Source organism: Bacteroides intestinalis, assembly GCF_003464595.1.
GTDB classification, from domain to species: Bacteria; Bacteroidota; Bacteroidia; order Bacteroidales; family Bacteroidaceae; genus Bacteroides; species Bacteroides intestinalis_A.
Map to the genome: position 1 here is coordinate 1 of NZ_QRZF01000033.1, position 19187 is coordinate 19187.

The 19187-nt window shown below is 41.6% G+C and carries 9 protein-coding genes and 1 pseudogene; all 10 read left to right on the forward strand.

The annotated features are described in order from the left end of the window. A pseudogene (locus DWW10_RS24645) lies at positions 1-1005 on the forward strand (hypothetical protein); the annotation flags it as partial. A gap of 21 nt (positions 1006-1026) precedes the next feature. After that, positions 1027-2163, forward strand: a complete 1137-nt coding sequence (locus DWW10_RS24650; RefSeq protein ID WP_022391347.1) for an aldose epimerase family protein — start codon at positions 1027-1029, stop codon at positions 2161-2163. A 47-nt stretch (positions 2164-2210) separates the two neighbouring features. Continuing rightward, complete coding sequence (locus DWW10_RS24655; protein WP_022391348.1) at positions 2211-3326, forward strand: glycoside hydrolase family 88/105 protein; 1116 nt, start codon at positions 2211-2213, stop codon at positions 3324-3326. Positions 3327-3519: 193 nt separating this feature from the next. Continuing rightward, positions 3520-5070 carry a sulfatase family protein gene (locus DWW10_RS24660; RefSeq protein ID WP_022391349.1) on the forward strand — a complete coding sequence of 517 codons (1551 nt, stop codon included), beginning with the start codon at positions 3520-3522 and terminating at the stop codon, positions 5068-5070. Positions 5071-5579: 509 nt separating this feature from the next. Beyond that, the gene (locus DWW10_RS24665; protein ID WP_022392930.1) at positions 5580-9605 is read left to right on the forward strand and encodes a hybrid sensor histidine kinase/response regulator transcription factor; all 4026 of its coding nucleotides are present in this window, start codon (positions 5580-5582) and stop codon (positions 9603-9605) included. A gap of 191 nt (positions 9606-9796) precedes the next feature. Next, positions 9797-10900 (forward strand): glycoside hydrolase family 88/105 protein, encoded by a 1104-nt coding sequence (locus tag DWW10_RS24670; RefSeq protein ID WP_007661325.1) that lies wholly within the window; start codon positions 9797-9799, stop codon positions 10898-10900. Positions 10901-10951: 51 nt separating this feature from the next. Beyond that, positions 10952-13672 carry a glycoside hydrolase family 2 protein gene (locus DWW10_RS24675; RefSeq protein ID WP_022392929.1) on the forward strand — a complete coding sequence of 907 codons (2721 nt, stop codon included), beginning with the start codon at positions 10952-10954 and terminating at the stop codon, positions 13670-13672. 39 nt (positions 13673-13711) lie between these two features. Continuing rightward, the gene (locus DWW10_RS24680; RefSeq protein ID WP_118422413.1) at positions 13712-14860 is read left to right on the forward strand and encodes a glycoside hydrolase family 130 protein; all 1149 of its coding nucleotides are present in this window, start codon (positions 13712-13714) and stop codon (positions 14858-14860) included. 63 nt (positions 14861-14923) lie between these two features. Beyond that, complete coding sequence (locus tag DWW10_RS24685) at positions 14924-16030, forward strand: glycoside hydrolase family 88/105 protein (RefSeq protein WP_022392927.1); 1107 nt, start codon at positions 14924-14926, stop codon at positions 16028-16030. Between the two features lie 20 nt (positions 16031-16050). Beyond that, on the forward strand, positions 16051-19008 hold the full coding sequence (locus tag DWW10_RS24690; RefSeq protein WP_022392926.1) for a glycosyl hydrolase 115 family protein: 2958 nt from the start codon (positions 16051-16053) through the stop codon (positions 19006-19008). The last annotated feature ends 179 nt before the right edge of the window (positions 19009-19187 follow it).

Genomic DNA, 19187 nt, shown 5'->3' on the forward strand with positions numbered 1-19187 from the left:
CCTGAACTTGTGAACAGTGCTAACAGTATCTTTGATACTTATCTTACGAACGGTTTCTCTCCTGCCGGTTTTTTCAATGAGGTTGTACATTATAATCGTGATTTTAAGGAGCCTAATCTTAGTATCCGCCGCCAATCGGAAGGTGTGTATGCCATTCTTAATTATCTGGATTACGAGAAGCAACACAAGCGTAAACATCCCGAATGGGAAAAACGTCTGAAGGTTATCCTGGACAGTTTCCTTCGTCTTCAGAATGCTGACGGTAGCTTCCCCCGTAAGTTCAAGGATGATTTCTCTATTGTAGACGGTACCGGTGGTAGTACTCCTTCGGCTACTTTGCCTCTGGTAATGGCCTACAAGTATTTCAAGGACAAGCGTTACCTGGAGAGTGCCAAGCGTACTGTAAATTATCTGGAGAATGAACTTATCTCCAAATCCGATTATTTCTCTTCTACTTTGGATGCTAATTGTGAGGATAAGGAAGCTTCCCTTTATGCTGCTACTGCCACTTATTACCTTGCTCTGGTTACTAAAGGTGCGGAGCGTTCCCACTATGCCGCACTTTGTAAGAAGGCTGCTTATTTTGCCTTATCCTGGTATTATACCTGGGATGTTCCCTTTGCCGAAGGTCAGATGTTGGGTGATATCGGTTTGAAGACCCGTGGTTGGGGTAATGTTTCGGTTGAGAATAACCATATTGATGTATTTATCTTCGAATTTGCTGATGTGTTGCATTGGCTTTCTAAGGAGTACAATGAGCCCCGTTTCTCTGACTTTGCTGAGGTTATTTCCACTTCCATGCGTCAACTGCTTCCTTATGAGGGTCATATGTGTGGTGTTGCCAAAGTCGGTTATTACCCTGAGGTTGTCCAACACACTAACTGGGATTACGGTCGTAACGGCAAGGGATATTATAACGATATCTTTGCTCCGGGCTGGACGGTTGCTTCGCTGTGGGAGCTATTTTCACCAGGACGTGCAGAACAATTTTTAATTAAAAAATAAAGCATAAACATTATAAGCGATATGAATAAAATTATGATTATTTTAGCAGGATTTGTGCTATTAGCATCAGCCTGTACAAGTAAGCAGGTCAGTGAAAAGACTGCTTCAGGGTTGAATCCGGCTGATTTCCGTATGGAAGTGGATGGTAAACAGACAGACCTGTTTGTACTAAAGAATAAAAATGGTATGGAAGTTTGTATTACAAACTTTGGTGGACGTATTGTATCAGTAATGGTACCGGATAAAGATGAAGTTATGCGTGATGTTGTATTAGGACTCGATTCTATTCAGGACTACGTGAAACTTCCTACGAATTTTGGTGCTACCATCGGACGTTATGGTAATCGCATTAACCAGGGTAAGATTACCATAGACGGTGTAGAATATCAATTGCCACGGAATAACTATGGCCACTGCCTACATGGTGGTTCTAAAGGCTTTGACTTCCGGGTTTTCAATGCACATCAGCTGAGTGATCAAGTTTTGGAATTGAGCTATTTATCAAAAGATGGTGAAGAGGGATTTCCGGGTAATTTGACTTGTAAGGTCACTTTCTCACTGACAGATGATAATGCCATCGATATTCGTTATAGTGCCGAAACGGATCGTACTACGGTTGTTAACCTGACTAATCATTCATATTTCAATCTGGATGGTGATCCTTCCAAAGACAACTCGGACTATCTACTGACCATTAATGCTGATGCATATACTCCTGTGGACAGTACTTTTATGACTACCGGTGAGATTGCTCCTGTAGAAAATACAGACATGGATTTCCGTCAACCCACGGCCATCGGAGCACGCATTAATAATGATTTTATTCAATTGAAGTATGGTAAAGGTTACGATCATAACTGGGTACTCAATACAAAAGGGGATATTTCTCAGAAATGTGCTACTCTCGAATCTCCTAAGACTGGTATCGTACTCGATGTTTACACGAACGAACCGGGAATTCAGATTTATGCCGGCAACTTCCTTGATGGTACGGTAAAGGGAAAAAAAGGCATCGTATATGGTCATCGTGCTTCCGTTTGTTTGGAAACTCAGAAATATCCCGATACTCCTAATAAACCGGAATGGCCGTCAGCATTATTGAAACCGGGAGAGAAATATGATAGCCATTGCATATATAAATTTTCCGTAAGAAAATGATAAGGCAACTGGGTAAATTAATTATTCATTTAAAGACTATAAGAATTATGAAGAGAGATTATCGTTTCATTTATCTATTTGTTGTGGCTGTATTTGTAATGACAAGTACCATCACCGCACAAGATTATTTCAGTAATTTCCCTGTAAGAGCAAATCCCAAAATCGTAGGGAAAAAGGTAAGTAGCCGCCTGATGGAGACCAAACACCAACTTTATGGAGACAGAGGTATACATTATGCTGAAGTCTGCACTTGGTATGGAGCGCTCCGGTTCGCCGAAATGACGAATGACAAGGAACTTACCAAGAAGTTGAGAGAGCGTTTTGAGTTGTTGTTCCATCTGGAGAAAGACTTGCTTCCTCCTCCGATTCATGTAGACCAGAATATGTTTGGTTGCCTACCTCTGAAACTGTATCGCATGACGAAGGACGAGCGCTATAAAGAACTGGGATTACCGTATGCCGATACGCAGTGGATTCTTCCTGAGAAGGCAAACGATGAAGAACGTAAATGGCATAAGAAAGGATACTCTTGGCAGACCCGCCTTTGGATTGATGATATGTATATGATTACCATCGTGCAGGCCGAAGCCTATCACGTAACGGGAGATAAAAAATACATCAACCGTGCTGCCAAGGAAATGGTGCTTTATCTGGATGAGATTCAGCGTGAGAACGGTCTCTTTTATCATGCGCCCGATGTGCCCTTTTATTGGGGACGTGGCGATGGCTGGATGGCTGTGGGTATGACAGAATTGCTTTTCAACCTTCCTGAAAACGATCCCAACCGTCAACGCATCCTCAAAGGATATCGCTTGATGATGGAGAACCTGAAGAAATATGTGAATGAAGACGGACTTTGGAACCAGTTGATTGACGAAAAGGACTGCTGGACAGAAACTTCCGGTTCGGCAATGTTTACGTATGCCATGATTTTGGGTGTGAAGAACGGATGGTTGGATAAGGATGAATATGGACCGATTGCCCGCCGTGCATGGTTGGGGCTTTGCAACTATCTTGATGATAACAATGACTTGATGGAAGTTTGCATCGGTACAGGCAAGAAGAACAGCCACCAGTATTATCTGGATCGTCCCCGCATTACAGGTGATTATCATGGACAAGCTCCCATCATATGGTGTGCTTATGCATTGCTGAACGAATAAGATATTCTATTCTTCATAGCCGGCTGAAAAAGCTGCTTTAATTTATATACTTCATAATCTCTTTATTGGGATTATGAAGTATATGTGTTATTTTTACCTGGGTATTAATAAAAAGCTTATTTTCGCATATGTTTAAAGTGGCTTGAAAGGGGAAATTATTCGTTTGCGGAACTTATGCTTAAAATAGATAGTTATGAATTTAAGAAAGTATCTCTTTTCAGGAGTTATCCTTCAGGGGGTGGGTTTGTCTTTGTACGCTCAGACAGATAAGCCCAATATTGTGGTGATAATGACAGATCAGCAGCGTGCGGATTTGTGTGGGCGTGAAGGGTTTCCGATGGAAATCACTCCGTACGTTGATGAATTGGCGCACCAGAATGCCTGGTTTGATAAAGCATATACGGTTATGCCTGCCAGCAGCCCTGCACGTTGTTCTATGTTTACAGGCCGTTTTCCCAGTGCTACTCATGTGCGTACGAATCACAATGTACGCGATATACACTATGCAAAAGATTTGGTGACTGTTTTGAAGGAGAACCATTATAAGACTGCTTTGGTGGGTAAAAATCATGGTTATTTGAGTTCGAAAGATATGGATTTCTGGTCTGAATATTCTCACTGGGGAAAGAATAAACCGGTGACGGAGGGAGAACGTGCCGTTTCCGAATTCTTTAAAGAGTCTGTCGGGCAGTGTCTGGAGCCTTCGCCTATACCTGTCAAGGACCAACAGCCTACAAGAATAGTGGATGAGGCTATAGAATGGATCGATAGCCAGAAGGATAATCCGTTCTTTGTCTGGGTTTCATTTCCCGAACCACATAATCCCTATCAAGTCTGTGAGCCTTATTACTCGATGTTTGCGCCGGATAAGCTTCCACCAGTGAAGACTTCACGCCAGGATGCATTGAAGAAAGGAGAGAAGTACCAGATACTGGCAGAACTGGAAGATGCTTCTTGTCCTGATCTTGAGAAAGATCTACCTCGATTAAGGGGAAATTATATGGGAATGATTCGCCTTATAGATGATCAGATAAAGCGACTGATTGAGGATTTGAAAGAAAAAGGACTTTTTGAGAAAACAATCATTGTAGTTCTGTCTGACCATGGTGATTATTGCGGTGAATACGGCCTAATTCGTAAAGGAGCAGGCTTGTCCGAATCCCTGACCCGTATACCAATGGTTTGGGCCGGTTATCAGATAAAGAAACAGGCTAAAGCGATAGATGCGCATGTTTCATTGGCAGATCTTTTCCCTACTTTTTGTACGGCTATAGGGGATTCTATACCTGTAGGTGTGCAGGGACGGAGTTTGTGGCCGATGCTGACAGGCAAGAAATACCCGAAAGAGGAGTTTTCAAGTGTAGTTGTGCAGTTGGGCTTCGGTGGTGAAGATGTGCCTTTGGATGATAAACTGACTTTTGAGCAGGAAGGTGCGCTGGGGCATGATAAAGTGGCTCGTTTTGACGAATTGAATACCTGGACTCAGAGTGGAACTTCCCGAATGGTGCGTATGGGCGACTGGAAACTGGTCATGAACAGTTATGGAAGGGGAGAACTGTATAATCTGAAGAAAGACCCGTATGAAATTAATAACCTGTTTGGAAACTCAAAGTTTGTAAATAAGCAGAATGAGTTGTTGACAAAACTGTTGGCTTGGGAATTGCGTTTGCAGGATCCATTGCCACTGCCTCGACATCGTTATCATTTTAAACGGAATCCTTATAATTATCACTTTTCCGAGTGATTCATGACAGGATCCCACACGGTAACTCCATTTACACGCCGAGGTAAAGGTCGTTACATGCCGAGGTAAAGAGCGTTACAATAAGGGGTAAAGGCCGTTACATGCGGCGGTAAATGCTTTTACATTTTGCGGTAAACAGTTGGTAAATGCTATTCGCTGATTATCAGCAAACTAATAAACGTTCATCAGCAATCTTTAATCCATTGTACCAATTATAAATCAAATTCGACTTCTGATTTGCATTAGTTATAAAGCAAACATATTTATTGGGTTTTGTAAGGCTTACCTCTGTTTTGGTTACCTGGGCTATTGATAAGATGAAGATCATATAAAGTGAAAGACTTCGATGAAATGGGCTATTTTCATCGAAGTCTTTTCATAAACAACGGTTTCCTGCATTTTTTTAAAGTATTAAAGAGACGAATTTTTTATTTATTGAAGTATTTCTGCTATCGTTTGTCATCAGATTGAGCTATATTTGACGTACGAATCTATCAAAAAACACAAAAATGAGGAAGAGAATAATAGCCCTTATTAGTTTTCTTTGTTATATTGTTTGTTGGACACAAGCAGCAGACGAACATTACTATTTCAAAAATCTTAGCATTAAGGATGGATTATCCCAAACTACAGTCAATGCGATCATGCAGGATAAAAAGGGATTTATGTGGTTCGGTACTAAGGGGGGACTGAGTAGATATGACGGTATGTCGTTTCGGAATTTCAAGCGCGATATGAACGACAATCATAGTTTGGGGAACAATTTCGTAACTTGTCTTTATGAAGATAATAAAGGGAATATCTGGGTTGGTACGGATGCCGGAGTGTATATCTATTATCCTGACCGGGAAATTTTTATTCCTTTTAATCTGTTAAGTAGAGAAAATACCCAGATAGATAGAACTGTTTCTGCAATTTCGGGAGATAAGGAAGGACGGGTTTGGATAGCTGTTGAAACACAAGGGCTATTTTGCTATGAGCCACAAAAAGAACAGCTTCACAACTATACACTAAACAGTTTCTCAGCCAATGTTCAGAGTGTAACTTCTGATAATAGTGGGACTATTTGGGTTGGATTCTACGGCAGTGGTTTGTTCTATTCTAAGGATAATTTAAAAACACTTCATCCTTATCTTTCCCCGAAGGATGGTGAAGAGGTTTTTAAAGATGACGTCATTATGAAGATTGTGCCGGGAGCCTATAATTGTATCTATATCAGTTCCATAAGAAAAGGGGTTCAGGAATTGAACCTTACTTCCGGTAATTTGCGGAGTTTATTGCTGATGGATGAAACTGGTGAAATGGTATATAGCCGGGATTTGCTCGTCAATTCGGATAATGAATTGTGGATTGGTACAGAATCGGGAGTCTATATCTATAATCTTCGTACAGATAAGTATGTGCACTTGTATAGTTCTAAAGATGATCCTTATTCTTTGTCTGATAATGCTGTTTATTCGCTATGTGAAGATAGGGAAGGTGGTATCTGGGTAGGTTCATATTTTGGAGGAGTAGACTATTATCCAAAGTCTTACACCTATTTTGAGAAGTATTATCCGAAAGATGGGGATAATAATTTGCATGGTAAGCGAGTACGTGAGTTCTGCGAGGACAATAAAGGGATATTATGGATTGGTACTGAGGATGGCGGTTTGAATCGTTTTGATCCGAAGACAAAAACATTTTCTTTCTTTGCACCCAGTTCTGGGTTTACCAATATTCATGGCTTATGTATGGTCGGTGATAAGTTGTGGGTTGGAACATTTTCTAAAGGACTGAAAATCGTAGATACCAATACCGGGAATATCTTGAAAACTTATCAGAAAAATGCTTCCCCCCGTTCATTGATAGACAATAGCATTTTTGCTATTTGCAGAACAACAACAGGAGATATTTATCTGGGAACCATGTTCGGGCTGTTGAGGTATAATGAACAGACAGATGATTTTGACAGAATAGAGGAGTTGGCCGGTAGGTTTGTATATGATATAAAAGAGGATTCGGGTGGTAATTTGTGGTTAGCTACCTATGTGGATGGTGCCTATTGTTACAATGTTAATGAAAAGAAATGGAAGAACTATGTACATAATGAAAGTAATAAAGAGAGTCTTCCTTATGACAAAGTTTTGAGTATTTTTGAAGATTCACATCGGCAAATCTGGTTGACCACACAAGGGGGAGGATTCTGCTTGTTCCATCCCGAAACGGAGACTTTTACTAGCTATAATTCATCCAATGGCCTGCCTAATGATGTGGTTTATCAAATTGTAGAGGATGCAGAAGGACTATTCTGGCTGACAACGAATAGCGGGTTAGTACGCTTTAATCCCGAAACAAAACAGGTAAAGGGTTATACAACGGCCAATGGCTTGCTTGGTGATCAATTTAACTACCGTTCCAGTTACAAGGATGAAACGGGCGCTATTTATTTGGGTAGCATTGATGGTTTCGTGGTATTTAATCCCAAAACATTTACTGAGAATAAAAGCTTGCCACCGGTAGTGATTACAGATTTCATGCTGTTCAATAAAGAAGTCCGTGCAGATGAAGTGAATACTCCTCTTGAAAAGAGCATCACTTTCTCGGATAGTATCACTCTTCAGGCTAATCAAAATTCATTTTCTTTCCGTATTGCAGCTCTTGGATATCAGGTGCCGAAAATGAATAAGCTGATGTATAGATTGGATGGTTTTGATAAAGACTGGATCACAGTGGGCGAAAGTCCTATTGTCACCTATTCCAATTTGTGGCATGGTGATTATGTGTTCCGCGTGAAAGCGTCTAATAGTGATGGTATTTGGGGACCTGAAGAACATTTGCTATATATTCATATTCTTCCTCCTTTTTATCTTTCGTTCTGGGCATATTGCATTTATATATTGTTGTTTATTGTCGGTTCTGTATATGCCTTTTGGTATTTCAGGCAGCGTAGCAGCAGACTGCATCGCCGTCAACTCGAGAAGTTTGAGCAGGAAAAAGAACGCGAGATCTATAACGCTAAAATAGATTTCTTTACCAATGTGGCACATGAAATCCGGACTCCGCTGACGTTGATTAAAGGGCCTTTGGAGAATATTCTTTTGAAAAAGCATTTGGATCCGGAGACTCACGAGGATCTGAATATTATGCAACATAATACGGAAAGATTACTGAACCTTACAAATCAGCTCCTGGACTTCAGGAAAGTAGAAAGTCAGGGTTATAGCTTGAACTTTACTAAATGTGATATTACCAATATCCTGAAAGAAACTTATATGCGTTTTAGTTCTCTTTCACGTCAGAAAGGTCTTGACTTTAATCTGGAGTTGCCCGAAGAAAATTTCTGTGCCCATGTGAATCGTGAAGCATTTACGAAGATTATCAGTAATCTTTTGAATAATGGGATGAAGTATGCCGATAGCTATATGCATATTAAGTTGGAAGTAGATGTAGAGACACAGGCATTTTATGTGGTGACAAAGAATGACGGAGTCATTATTCCCGATGAAATGAAAGAGGAGATTTTTCAGCCTTTTGTTCGTTTCAGTCAGAAGGAGGAAGGAAAGCTTGCTACAGGTGCGGGTATTGGCTTAGCTCTTTCCCGTTCTCTGGCAGAGCTCCATCGTGGAACCCTGGTTATGGCTCCGGGTGAAGATGCCAATGTTTTTGTCCTGACACTTCCTATCATTCAGGATACGGTGATTACTTTAGACTCTGATATGGAGAACATGGATGCAGAGTTACAAACAGAAGCATCTGGTGAGCAATATTCGGATGATAAATCGGAGGGAAAACAATCAAAAGAAAGCAAGCATATGGTTTTGGTTGTAGAAGATAACCCGGAAATGCTCGCTTTCATCGAACGTCAGTTGTCATCTCAATATGCTGTAGTTACGGCAACTAATGGTAGAGAGGCCTTGGAAGCATTGGATAGTAATTTTGTGAATCTGGTGGTGAGTGATGTTGTCATGCCATTAATGGATGGTTTTGAATTGTGCAAGACAATAAAGTCAAATGTGGGTTATAGCCATATTCCTGTTATACTCCTGACGGCTAAGACTAATATTCAGTCTAAGATTGAGGGTATGGAATTAGGGGCGGACTCGTATATTGAGAAACCTTTTTCACCGGAATATCTTTTGGCTGTAGTTTCTAATCTGATAAACAATCGGGAGAAGCTTCGCCGGGATTTTGCCAAATCTCCTTTTGTTGCAGTTAATACAATGGCGCTGACCAAGGCTGATGAAGAATTTATCAAGAAACTGAATGAGATTATTCTTTCTAATTTGTCGAATCAGGAGTTTAGTATGGACGATATGGCAGAGAGTCTGAATATGAGCCGTTCCAGCTTCTATCGTAAAATGAAAGGGGTATTGGATTTGAGTCCGAACGAATATCTGCGTATAGAACGTTTGAAACGAGCTGCCCAGTTATTAAAAGAAGGTGAAAGTCGTATTAATGAAATCTGCTATATGGTAGGGTTTAATTCTTCTTCATATTTCTCTAAATGTTTCCTGAAACAATTTGGAGTACTTCCAAAGGATTTTGCCGGATAAGGGGGGATAGTGCTTTTATTGGGAATAAAATTGTGACTTTTATGCGATTTTGAGATGTTTTTTCTATTTATTGGAATACTTCTTCTCTATTGAGAAGATGCTGCGTGCTATCTTTGTAACCATCTCGTAAGAGGTATACCATGATAACAATTATGTATTTCTTAATGTCTAATAAATAAAGAATTAACCTTATGTGTAAGAAGTCGTTATTATTACTGTTTTTGCTTCCTTTTCAGTTGGTGTTTGCCCAGACAAGTTTGTTGACCGATTTTCCTGAAGGATATACTCCCAAAGAAGTAGGTAAACGTCTGGCATATCATTTTGTAGATGGAAAGCATATGCTTCATATCGGAAAATGGATTAGCTATCCGGAAACTTTTACCTGGAATGGAGGATTGAAATTTGCCGCACTCACCAATGACCAAGAGCTTGTGAAGCTTTTACAGAATAGATTTGAACTCCTGTTTACAACGGAAAAAGCTCTGTTACCTATCAAGAATCATGTGGATGTGAATATGTTTGGCAGTTTGCCTCTGGAACTGTATAAGATAACAAAAGATCAACGTTATCTGGATTTGGGTCTTCCTTATGCCGATACTCAATGGCAACTTCCTGAAAATGCAAAACCCAAAGAAAAAGAATGGGATCAGAAAGGATATTCCTGGCAAACTCGTTTGTGGATTGATGATATGTATATGATTACGATTGTACAGACTCAGGCTTATAGAGTTACTGGTGATCGTAAATATATAGACCGTGCTGCCAGAGAAATGGTGATGTATCTGGATGAATTGCAATGTCCGAATGGTCTTTTCTATCATGCACCGGATGTTCCTTTCTATTGGGGTAGAGGTAATGGTTGGATGGCTGCCGGTATGGCAGAGTTGTTGAGTAGTTTGCCCGAAGATAGTGAATACCGTCCACGCATTCTGCATGGCTATCGCACTATGATGAAAAGCCTGAAAAAGTATCAGTCTTCCAATGGTTTGTGGCACCAGTTGTTGGATCATCCTGATTGCTGGATTGAAACCTCGGGGTCTGCCATGTTCACTTTCGCTTTCATTAAGGGCGTGAAGAATGGCTGGTTGGATGCTAAAGAATATGCTCCTGCTGCCCGCAAGGCATGGATGGCTATGGTGAAGTACATAGATGAGAACAACAATGTAAAATCAGTTTGCGAGGGCACCAACAAAAAGAACGATAAGCAATACTACTATGATCGTAAACAAAATGTAGGCGATTATCATGGACAAGCTCCTTACCTTTGGTGTGCTGTTGCGCTTTTAGAAGAATAATTTCCTGTTATTTTAGTAATCTTATATCGAAACCTTATTTATACTTATAAAATGAATATAAGCAGTTGGGCTAAAGCCCTTACCTTTGTTTTACTGTTGTTTTCCTATTCGACAGTAGTAACCGGACAAACGCAAGTAAATGATGCCAGAGGTTCTGAACGTATCTGGCTTGACTCGGATATTACCCATAATGGAGGTTATCAGTGGAAAATGATGAAGGCGGGAGACGTGACGGACTCTGGAGAGAAAGTTTCTTTGTCTGATTATCCGACAACAAACTGGTTGCCTGCCATTGTACCCGGTACAGTTCTGAATTCATTGGTACACAACCAAAAATATCCTGAACCTTATTATGGTATCAATAATAAAATCGAATCTAAATTAATACCGGATATCTCTGAAACCGGACGTGATTTCTATACCTATTGGTTCAGGACTGAATTTACAGTTCCTAAATCATTTGAAGGCAAGCATGTCTGGTTACAACTGGATGGTATTAACTATCGTGCTGAGGTATGGGTGAATGGAAACCTGCTAAGCACGATTAAGGGCATGTTTTTGCAGGATTATATTGATGTGACCAGCTTTGTAAAGATAGACAAGAGCAATGCATTAGCTATAAAAGTATATCCGGTGGATGTTCCGGGCAGTGCTAAACCAAAATCCTGGGGAGCGGTAGGTGAATTCCATAATGGTGGAAACGGAAACATTGGATTGAATACTACCATGCTGATGACTGTGGGGTGGGACTTCACTTTTATGGATGGCATTCGTGACCGTAATACAGGAATCTGGAAGAATATTTCTCTCTATTCTACTGGTAAAGTAGCATTGCGTCATCCTTTCGTGAAATCAGAATTACGTAAACCCGGTTACGACCAGGCACGCGAATTTGTGTCGGTGGAAGTTGTGAATCCGACAACTGGTTTTAACCCTATTAATTGCACGGTGAAGGGTGAGATTCTTGGTGAAAATATAACTTTCGAGAAAAAAGTTAAAGTTATGCGTGGAGAAGAGAAAGTTTTGTCTTTCTCTCCGGAAGAGTTCCCACAATTAGTGATTAATTCCCCCCGTTTATGGTGGCCTGTGAATAAAGGGCCTCAGAACTTGTATGAGCTGAAAATGACCGTATCCATCGATGGAGTTGTGTGTGATTCGGTAAAAACGAAGTTTGGTATTCGTGAAATTACTTCTGATACGAATACACCTGATAAGTCACGTGTCTTCTATGTAAATGGTAAACGTCTCTTTATCCGTGGAACGAATTGGATACCGGAGGCTATGCTGAGAACTTCCGATGAGCGTACTTATGCTGAATTAAGATATAGTCTCCAGTCAGGTGTCAACCTTTTACGTATGTGGGGAGGTGGAATTGCCGAATCTGACTATTTCTTCCAGTTGTGTGACGAGATGGGGCTATTGGTATGGCAGGAATTCTGGATGACAGGTGATACACGGCATCCACATGATAAGGGCAACTATCTGAATAATGTGGAGTCTACTGTGAAACGTATCCGTAATCATCCTTCCCTGGCTTATTATGTAGCCTCCAATGAAAGTACTGAGGTTACCGGTACCCCTGAATTATTGAATAAACTGGATGGTACGCGAGGTTATCAGATGCAGTCCGAATGTGACGGAGTACATGACGGAAGTCCTTACAAGCAAGTGAATCCGATGCAGCACTATGAAAATACGGCATCTCCGCGTGGAAGCCGTGTCGATGGTTTCAATCCTGAATATGGTGCTCCTACACTTCCCACAGTGGAAATCCTTCGTGAGATGATGGATGAGAAAGATCTTTGGCCTATCAATAAGGAAGTGTGGGATTATCTGGATGGAAATGGTTTCCACTTGATGACTACCATGTATACTGATCTGGTAAATAACTATGGAAAGTCATCTTCCATTGATGAGTTTGCCCAAAAAGGACAACTGCTGGGTGCTATGAATTCTAAAAGTATCTGGGAAGTATGGAACTATAATAAATTGGATTACGGTGATCGATTCTGTTCCGGACTTTTGTTCTGGTATCATAACTGTTCCATGCGTCAGGTTTCTTCCCGTATGTGGGATTGGTCTTTGGAGCCCACAGCTTCGTTGTATCATACAGCCAATTCACTGGAACCGCTGCATGCTCAGTTTGATTATCTGAAAAATACAGTGTCCGTGGTGAACGATTACTATCGTGCCTTTACTGGTTATAAGGTGATAGCTCAGGTATATGATATAAATAGCAAAAAGGTTTTTGAAGAGTCTGTTTCTGTTGATTTGCCGGAAGATGGAGTTGCTAACGATGTGCTGACGATTCGTTTTCCTGAAAACATCTCTCAGGTTCACTTCATCAAATTAGTGTTGAAAGATGAAAAAGGCAAAGATGTTTCTTCCAACTTCTATTGGAGATCCAATGATAAGTATGAAGGCAGTAAGACCTTGACCGGTCCTACATCATCAGGCTTCGAAGATTTGAGTAAGTTGAAAGCAGCCAAAGTGAAGCTTTCCTACAAAACACGTCAGGCAGATGGACGCTATTTTGTAGATATTGCGATGAAGAATACGTCTAATGGCATTGCCTTCTTCAATCAATTGCAATTTCTCAATTCCAAGATGAGTCCGATACGTCCGTCATTCTATTCAGATAACTTCTTCTCTTTGATCCCGGGTGAAAAGAAAACAGTCACCATCGAAACAGGGGAAGAGAAGCTGGCTGATGGGGCTGTTCTGGTGTTGAAAGGCTGGAATATAGATACTCAGAAGTATAAACTTCCGTGATAAAACGGTAACTTTACCAATGTAAAACAAAGAAATAAAATGAAACTAAAATTAATAATGGGTCTGATAGGAGTGCTGTCGCTTAGTAGTTTTTCTACTCTGCCTTCTTCAGATGATACCGATAAGAAACCACAAGAGAGTTGGGTGGTTGGACCATTCCTGCGTCCTGAGGGAGTTAACCCTGTATTGGTACCACAACCTACCTCTTTCCATTGCCCGATGCGAAAAGAACAGGTGAAGTGGGAGGAAAGTGATATTTTCAATCCTGCTGCCACCGTGAAAGACGGAAAGATTGTTGTGCTCTACCGTGCCGAAGATAATTCAGCGCAAGGTATAGGTAAAAGAACTTCCCGTATCGGTTATGCCGAGAGTGTGGATGGAGTGACTATGAAGAGACTGGACAGTCCGGTACTTTTCCCCGGTGGAGATGAATTTGAAAGCATCGAATGTCCGGGTGGTTGTGAAGACCCGCGGGTAGCAATGACCGAAGATGGACTGTATGTAATGCTTTATACGGCATGGAACCGGAAGACTCCCCGTCTTGCTGTGGCAACTTCCAAGGATCTGAAGAACTGGACTAAGCATGGCCTTGCTTTTGAAAAGGCATATGACGGTCGTTTTGCCAGAATAGCAACGAAGTCAGCTTCTATTCTTACGAAGGTGAAAGGTGGGAAGCTGGTTATCGATAAAGTGGATGGTAAGTACTTCATGTATTGGGGAGAATATGCCGTACATGCAGCTACTTCCGATAACCTGACGGACTGGTATCCCGTACTGGATGAGAACAATGAATTATTGAAGATAGCCAAGCCGCGTAATGGATACTTTGATAGTCAGATGACTGAATGTGGTCCTCCTGCCATCCGTACCAAACAAGGTATTGTATTGATGTATAATGGTAAGAATGACAAAAAGAGAGGTGATGCCAACTATCCGGCAGGCGCTTACTGTGCAGGTCAACTTCTGCTCGATTCCAAAGATCCTTATAAAGTATTGGGCCGCTTGGACAAACCTTTCTTCATGCCTGAAGCTCCTTTTGAGAAGAGCGGACAGTATAAAGACGGAACCGTTTTTATCGAAGGATTGGCTTATTATAAGAAGAAGCTATATCTTTATTACGGCTGTGCAGACTCGAAGGTGGCAGTAGCTGTATGTGATGATATAAAAGGATTATTGAAGGTAAAATAGCGGTATCAGATACCTCAGTGAGTGTGAATTATTATAGTTTTAACAGATAGAACCCAAATTGTTATGTACAAGAAAGTATTTACATTGTTATTATTATTACTTCCTTTCCAGTTATTAATTGCTCAGAAGAGTCTTCTGAAGAATTTCCCTGAAGGGTATACCCCCGATGAAATCGGCCGACGCATTTCCTATCGTTTTGTAACCGAGAAACATGCATTACATGCCGGAAAATGGATTGGTTATCCCGAAACCTTCTATTGGAACGGTTCTCTTAAATATGCGGCAGCAGCTAAAGATAAAGCACTTATCAAGCTTTTGCAAGCCCGGTTTGAGCATTTGTTTACTACTGAAAAGGCATTGTTGCCTATCAAGAATCATGTCGATCTGAATATGTTCGGTAGCTTGCCTCTGGAACTTTATTGGGTAACAAAGGATGAACGTTATAAGGAAGTGGGATTACCTTATGCTGATACTCAATGGGAAGTTCCCGAAGATGCAAAGCCTGATGAGAAAGCATGGGCGGAGAAAGGCTATTCATGGCAAACACGCCTCTGGATTGACGATATGTACATGATTACTATTGTGCAGACGCATGCCTACAAAGTGACCAATGATAGCAAATATATAGATCGTGCAGCCAAAGAAATGGTGATGTATCTGGATGAATTACAACGTCCCAACGGTCTCTTCTATCATGCACCGGATGTGCCCTTCTACTGGGGACGCGGAAACGGATGGATGGCAGCAGGTATGGCAGAGTTACTTCGCTATTTACCCAAGAATCACAAAGACCGTCCCCGCATCATGGAAGGTTACCTGACTATGATGAAGAGTCTGAAGGAATATCAGAATCCGGAAGGATTGTGGAACCAGTTGTTGGATGATCCTGAATGCTGGACTGAAACATCAGGTTCTGCTATGTTTACTTTTGCTTTTATTACGGGTGTAAAGAACGGTTGGCTGGATGCTAAAGAGTATGCGCCCGCAGCTCGCAAGGCATGGATGGCTTTAGTGAATTATCTGACCGAGAAGAATCAGGTAAGAGAGATTTGTGTAGGTACCAATAAGAAGAACGACAAACAATACTATTACGACCGTCCGCGTCGTACCGGTGATTTTCATGCACAAGGTCCTTACCTTTGGTGTGTAGTTGCCTTGATGGAGAAATAATTCATAATTATCGATAAAGCATGAGAATTTTTAAATGTATTTTATTAGGAGGCATGTTGCTGCTGAGTTCCTCGGCAGCACTGGCTCAGGTTTCGCTATCACAGAATAGTAGCGGATCCAACGTGTTTAGTCTCGTTGGCAAGAAGGATAAAGCCTGCGTGTACTATGACGCAAAAGATTTTGAAGTTGTAAAGACTACGGCAGGACTATTTGCAAATGATGTGAAAGAGGTGAGTGGACAGCTTTTGGGCGTTGCTACTACCAAAGAAGCGCCTCAAAAGAACTGTATTATCATCGGTACCTTGGGGCATAATGAGTGGATCGACCAAATGGTTGCAAAGAAGAAACTGGATGTAGAACCTTTGAAGAATCGTTGGGAAAGCTATCTGGTACAGCTTGTGCGCAATCCGCTTCCGGGTGTGGACAAGGCGTTGGTAATTGTAGGTAGCGACCGCAGAGGTACTGCTTACGGGCTGCTTTCTGTATCGAGAACTATTGGTGTGTCTCCCTGGTACTGGTGGGCGGATGCTCCTATCATAAAGAAAGACCAGTTACACCTGAAAGTAGACAAGTATATTTCTAAAGAGCCTACAGTGAAGTACAGAGGTATCTTCATCAATGACGAAGACTGGGGACTTTACCGTTGGTCAAGAGATAACTTTGAGAAAGAATTGGGCAATTTCGGTCCCCGGACTTATGCCAAGGTTTGTGAGCTTTTGCTTCGTCTTCAGGCTAACTATTTGTGTCCGGCTATGCACGATGCATCTATGGCATTCCACCGCATTCCTGAGAATAGAGTGGTTGCAGACCGCTTTGCTATCCTAATGGGAGCTTCCCACTGCGAACCGCTATTGTTTAATACGGCAAGTGAATGGAAACGCGATAAGATGGGCGAATGGGATTACATCAATAATAAAAAAGGTGTAGACAGTGTGCTCAATGTCCGTGTGAAGGAATGCGCTCCTTTTGAAAATGTATATACGCTGGCATTGCGCGGACTGCATGACAGAGCCATGAACGCAAGCAATGATATGGGTGATAGAAAAGATATGCTTCAGGAAGCTCTGATGGCGCAAAGACAGATGTTGATCGATGCAATCGGTAAACCGGGAGAAGAAATTCCCCAGGCATTTACTCCTTACAAAGAGGTACTGGACGTATATGATGAAGGTCTGGAACTTCCGGATGATGTAACTATCATTTGGCCGGATGATAACTACGGTTATATGAAACGTCTGAGCAGCCCGAAAGAACAGAAACGTTCGGGGCGTTCGGGTGTATATTACCACTCTTCTTATCTTGGCAAGCCTCACGATCACCTTTGGATGAATACGGTTTCTCCTACATTGATGTACGAAGAACTTCGTAAAGCCTACGATGCAACAGCCGACCGCATCTGGTTGCTGAATGCAGGTGACATTAAGTCATGTGAATTTGCAGTGGATTACTTTCTGACAATGGCTTTCGATATTGATGCTTTCAACTTTGAAAGAGCAGCCAATTATCGTACAGAATGGTTGTGTGGTATGTTGGGCGACCAATACCGTAACGAATATCAGGATGTAGTCAATTCTTTCTATAAGCTGGCTTTTGCACGTAAACCCGAATTCATGGGATGGGGCTACCAGTGGACGACTGATAAGCATGGAAAAGAACGGAATACGGATACGGATTTCTCACTGACCAACTATCGTGAAGTAGACAACCGTCTGAGCGAATATCGCCGTATTGGAGGTATCGTAGAGAATATTCTGAATAATATGTCCGATGAGAAACAGAAAGCATGTTTCTATCAGTCATTATATTATCCGGTCAAGGGATGCGAACTGTTGAACAGAATGGTACTGGACGGACAAAGAAACCGTTGGTATGCTATTCAGCAAAGAGCATCGGCTAAGAATTTGGAGAAATCAGCAAAAGCTTGTTATGACAGTCTGGAAGTTATAACCAAAGGCTATAACTCACTGCTCGACGGTAAATGGAATCATGTGATGACCATGAAGCAAGGATTTGCGGCTGCTTATTTTGAACTTCCGAAGTTGAGAGATGTTGAACTGGCTCCTGCAGCCTCTCTGGGTGTAATGGCCGAGGGTGAGGCTGTGTTGAAAGGTCTGCAAAGCTTCCATTCATTGCCATGTTTCAATACTTACCTGCGCCAATCTTACTATGTAGATGTATTCAATAAAGGTGCTACTCCGTTGAAATGGAAAACATCTGTAACAAACGATTGGATTTTGGTAAACAAGAAGTCCGGAGAGACAGCTACCGAAGAGCGTATCGAAGTTTCCATCGACTGGACAAAGGTTCCGGCTGGTGAGAGAATTCTTGGTACATTGGATATTATGTCCGACCGTGGTGAGAAAGAAAGTGTTTATATCTCCGTCTTTAATCCTACATCTCCTTCATTGGCCGAAATGGACACTCTGTTTGTAGAGAACAATGGGTATGTTGCGATGGATGCGGCAAGTTTCCACCGTAAAGTAGAGAATGATGATATTAAGATGATTGTGATTCCGAACCTGGGATTTGAGAATACAGCTGTTCAGTTGGGTAATCCTATGGCAAAGGCACAGCGTACGGCAGGACGTAATACACCGCGTCTGGAATATGATTTCTATACTTTTGAACAGGGATCGGTAGATGTTTACACCTATGTACTTCCTACCTTCCCCATAAGCAAGGATAGAGGATATGCCGGACATGAAGCAACCAACGTTGAGACCAAATATGGCGTATGTATCGATGAAGGTCCGGTTATGACTCCGTCTACTTCTTCCTTTGAATATGCTCAGATCTGGTATGAGAGCGTATTGAAGAATTGCAGAATCAATAAGACGACCCTTCATATAGACAAGCCGGGCAAGCATACAGTGAAAATCATCTGTGGAGATGCCGGAACCGTTTTGCAGAAGGTTGTATTGGACTTTGGTGGTATGAAGCGTTCTTATATGGGACCGCAACCTACCAGAAAGGAATAAAAGAGTGATAAGGTGGTAGAGTGATAGAGTGATGAGGTGATAAAGTGGCTGCGCTATATATTACAGGGCGTTATCCCGCTATCACCTTATCACTCTACCACTCTATCACCCTATCCCCCCTACCACCTTATCACATTTTGTTCATAACCCGATAAAAATGAATCAATCTATGCTTTTTG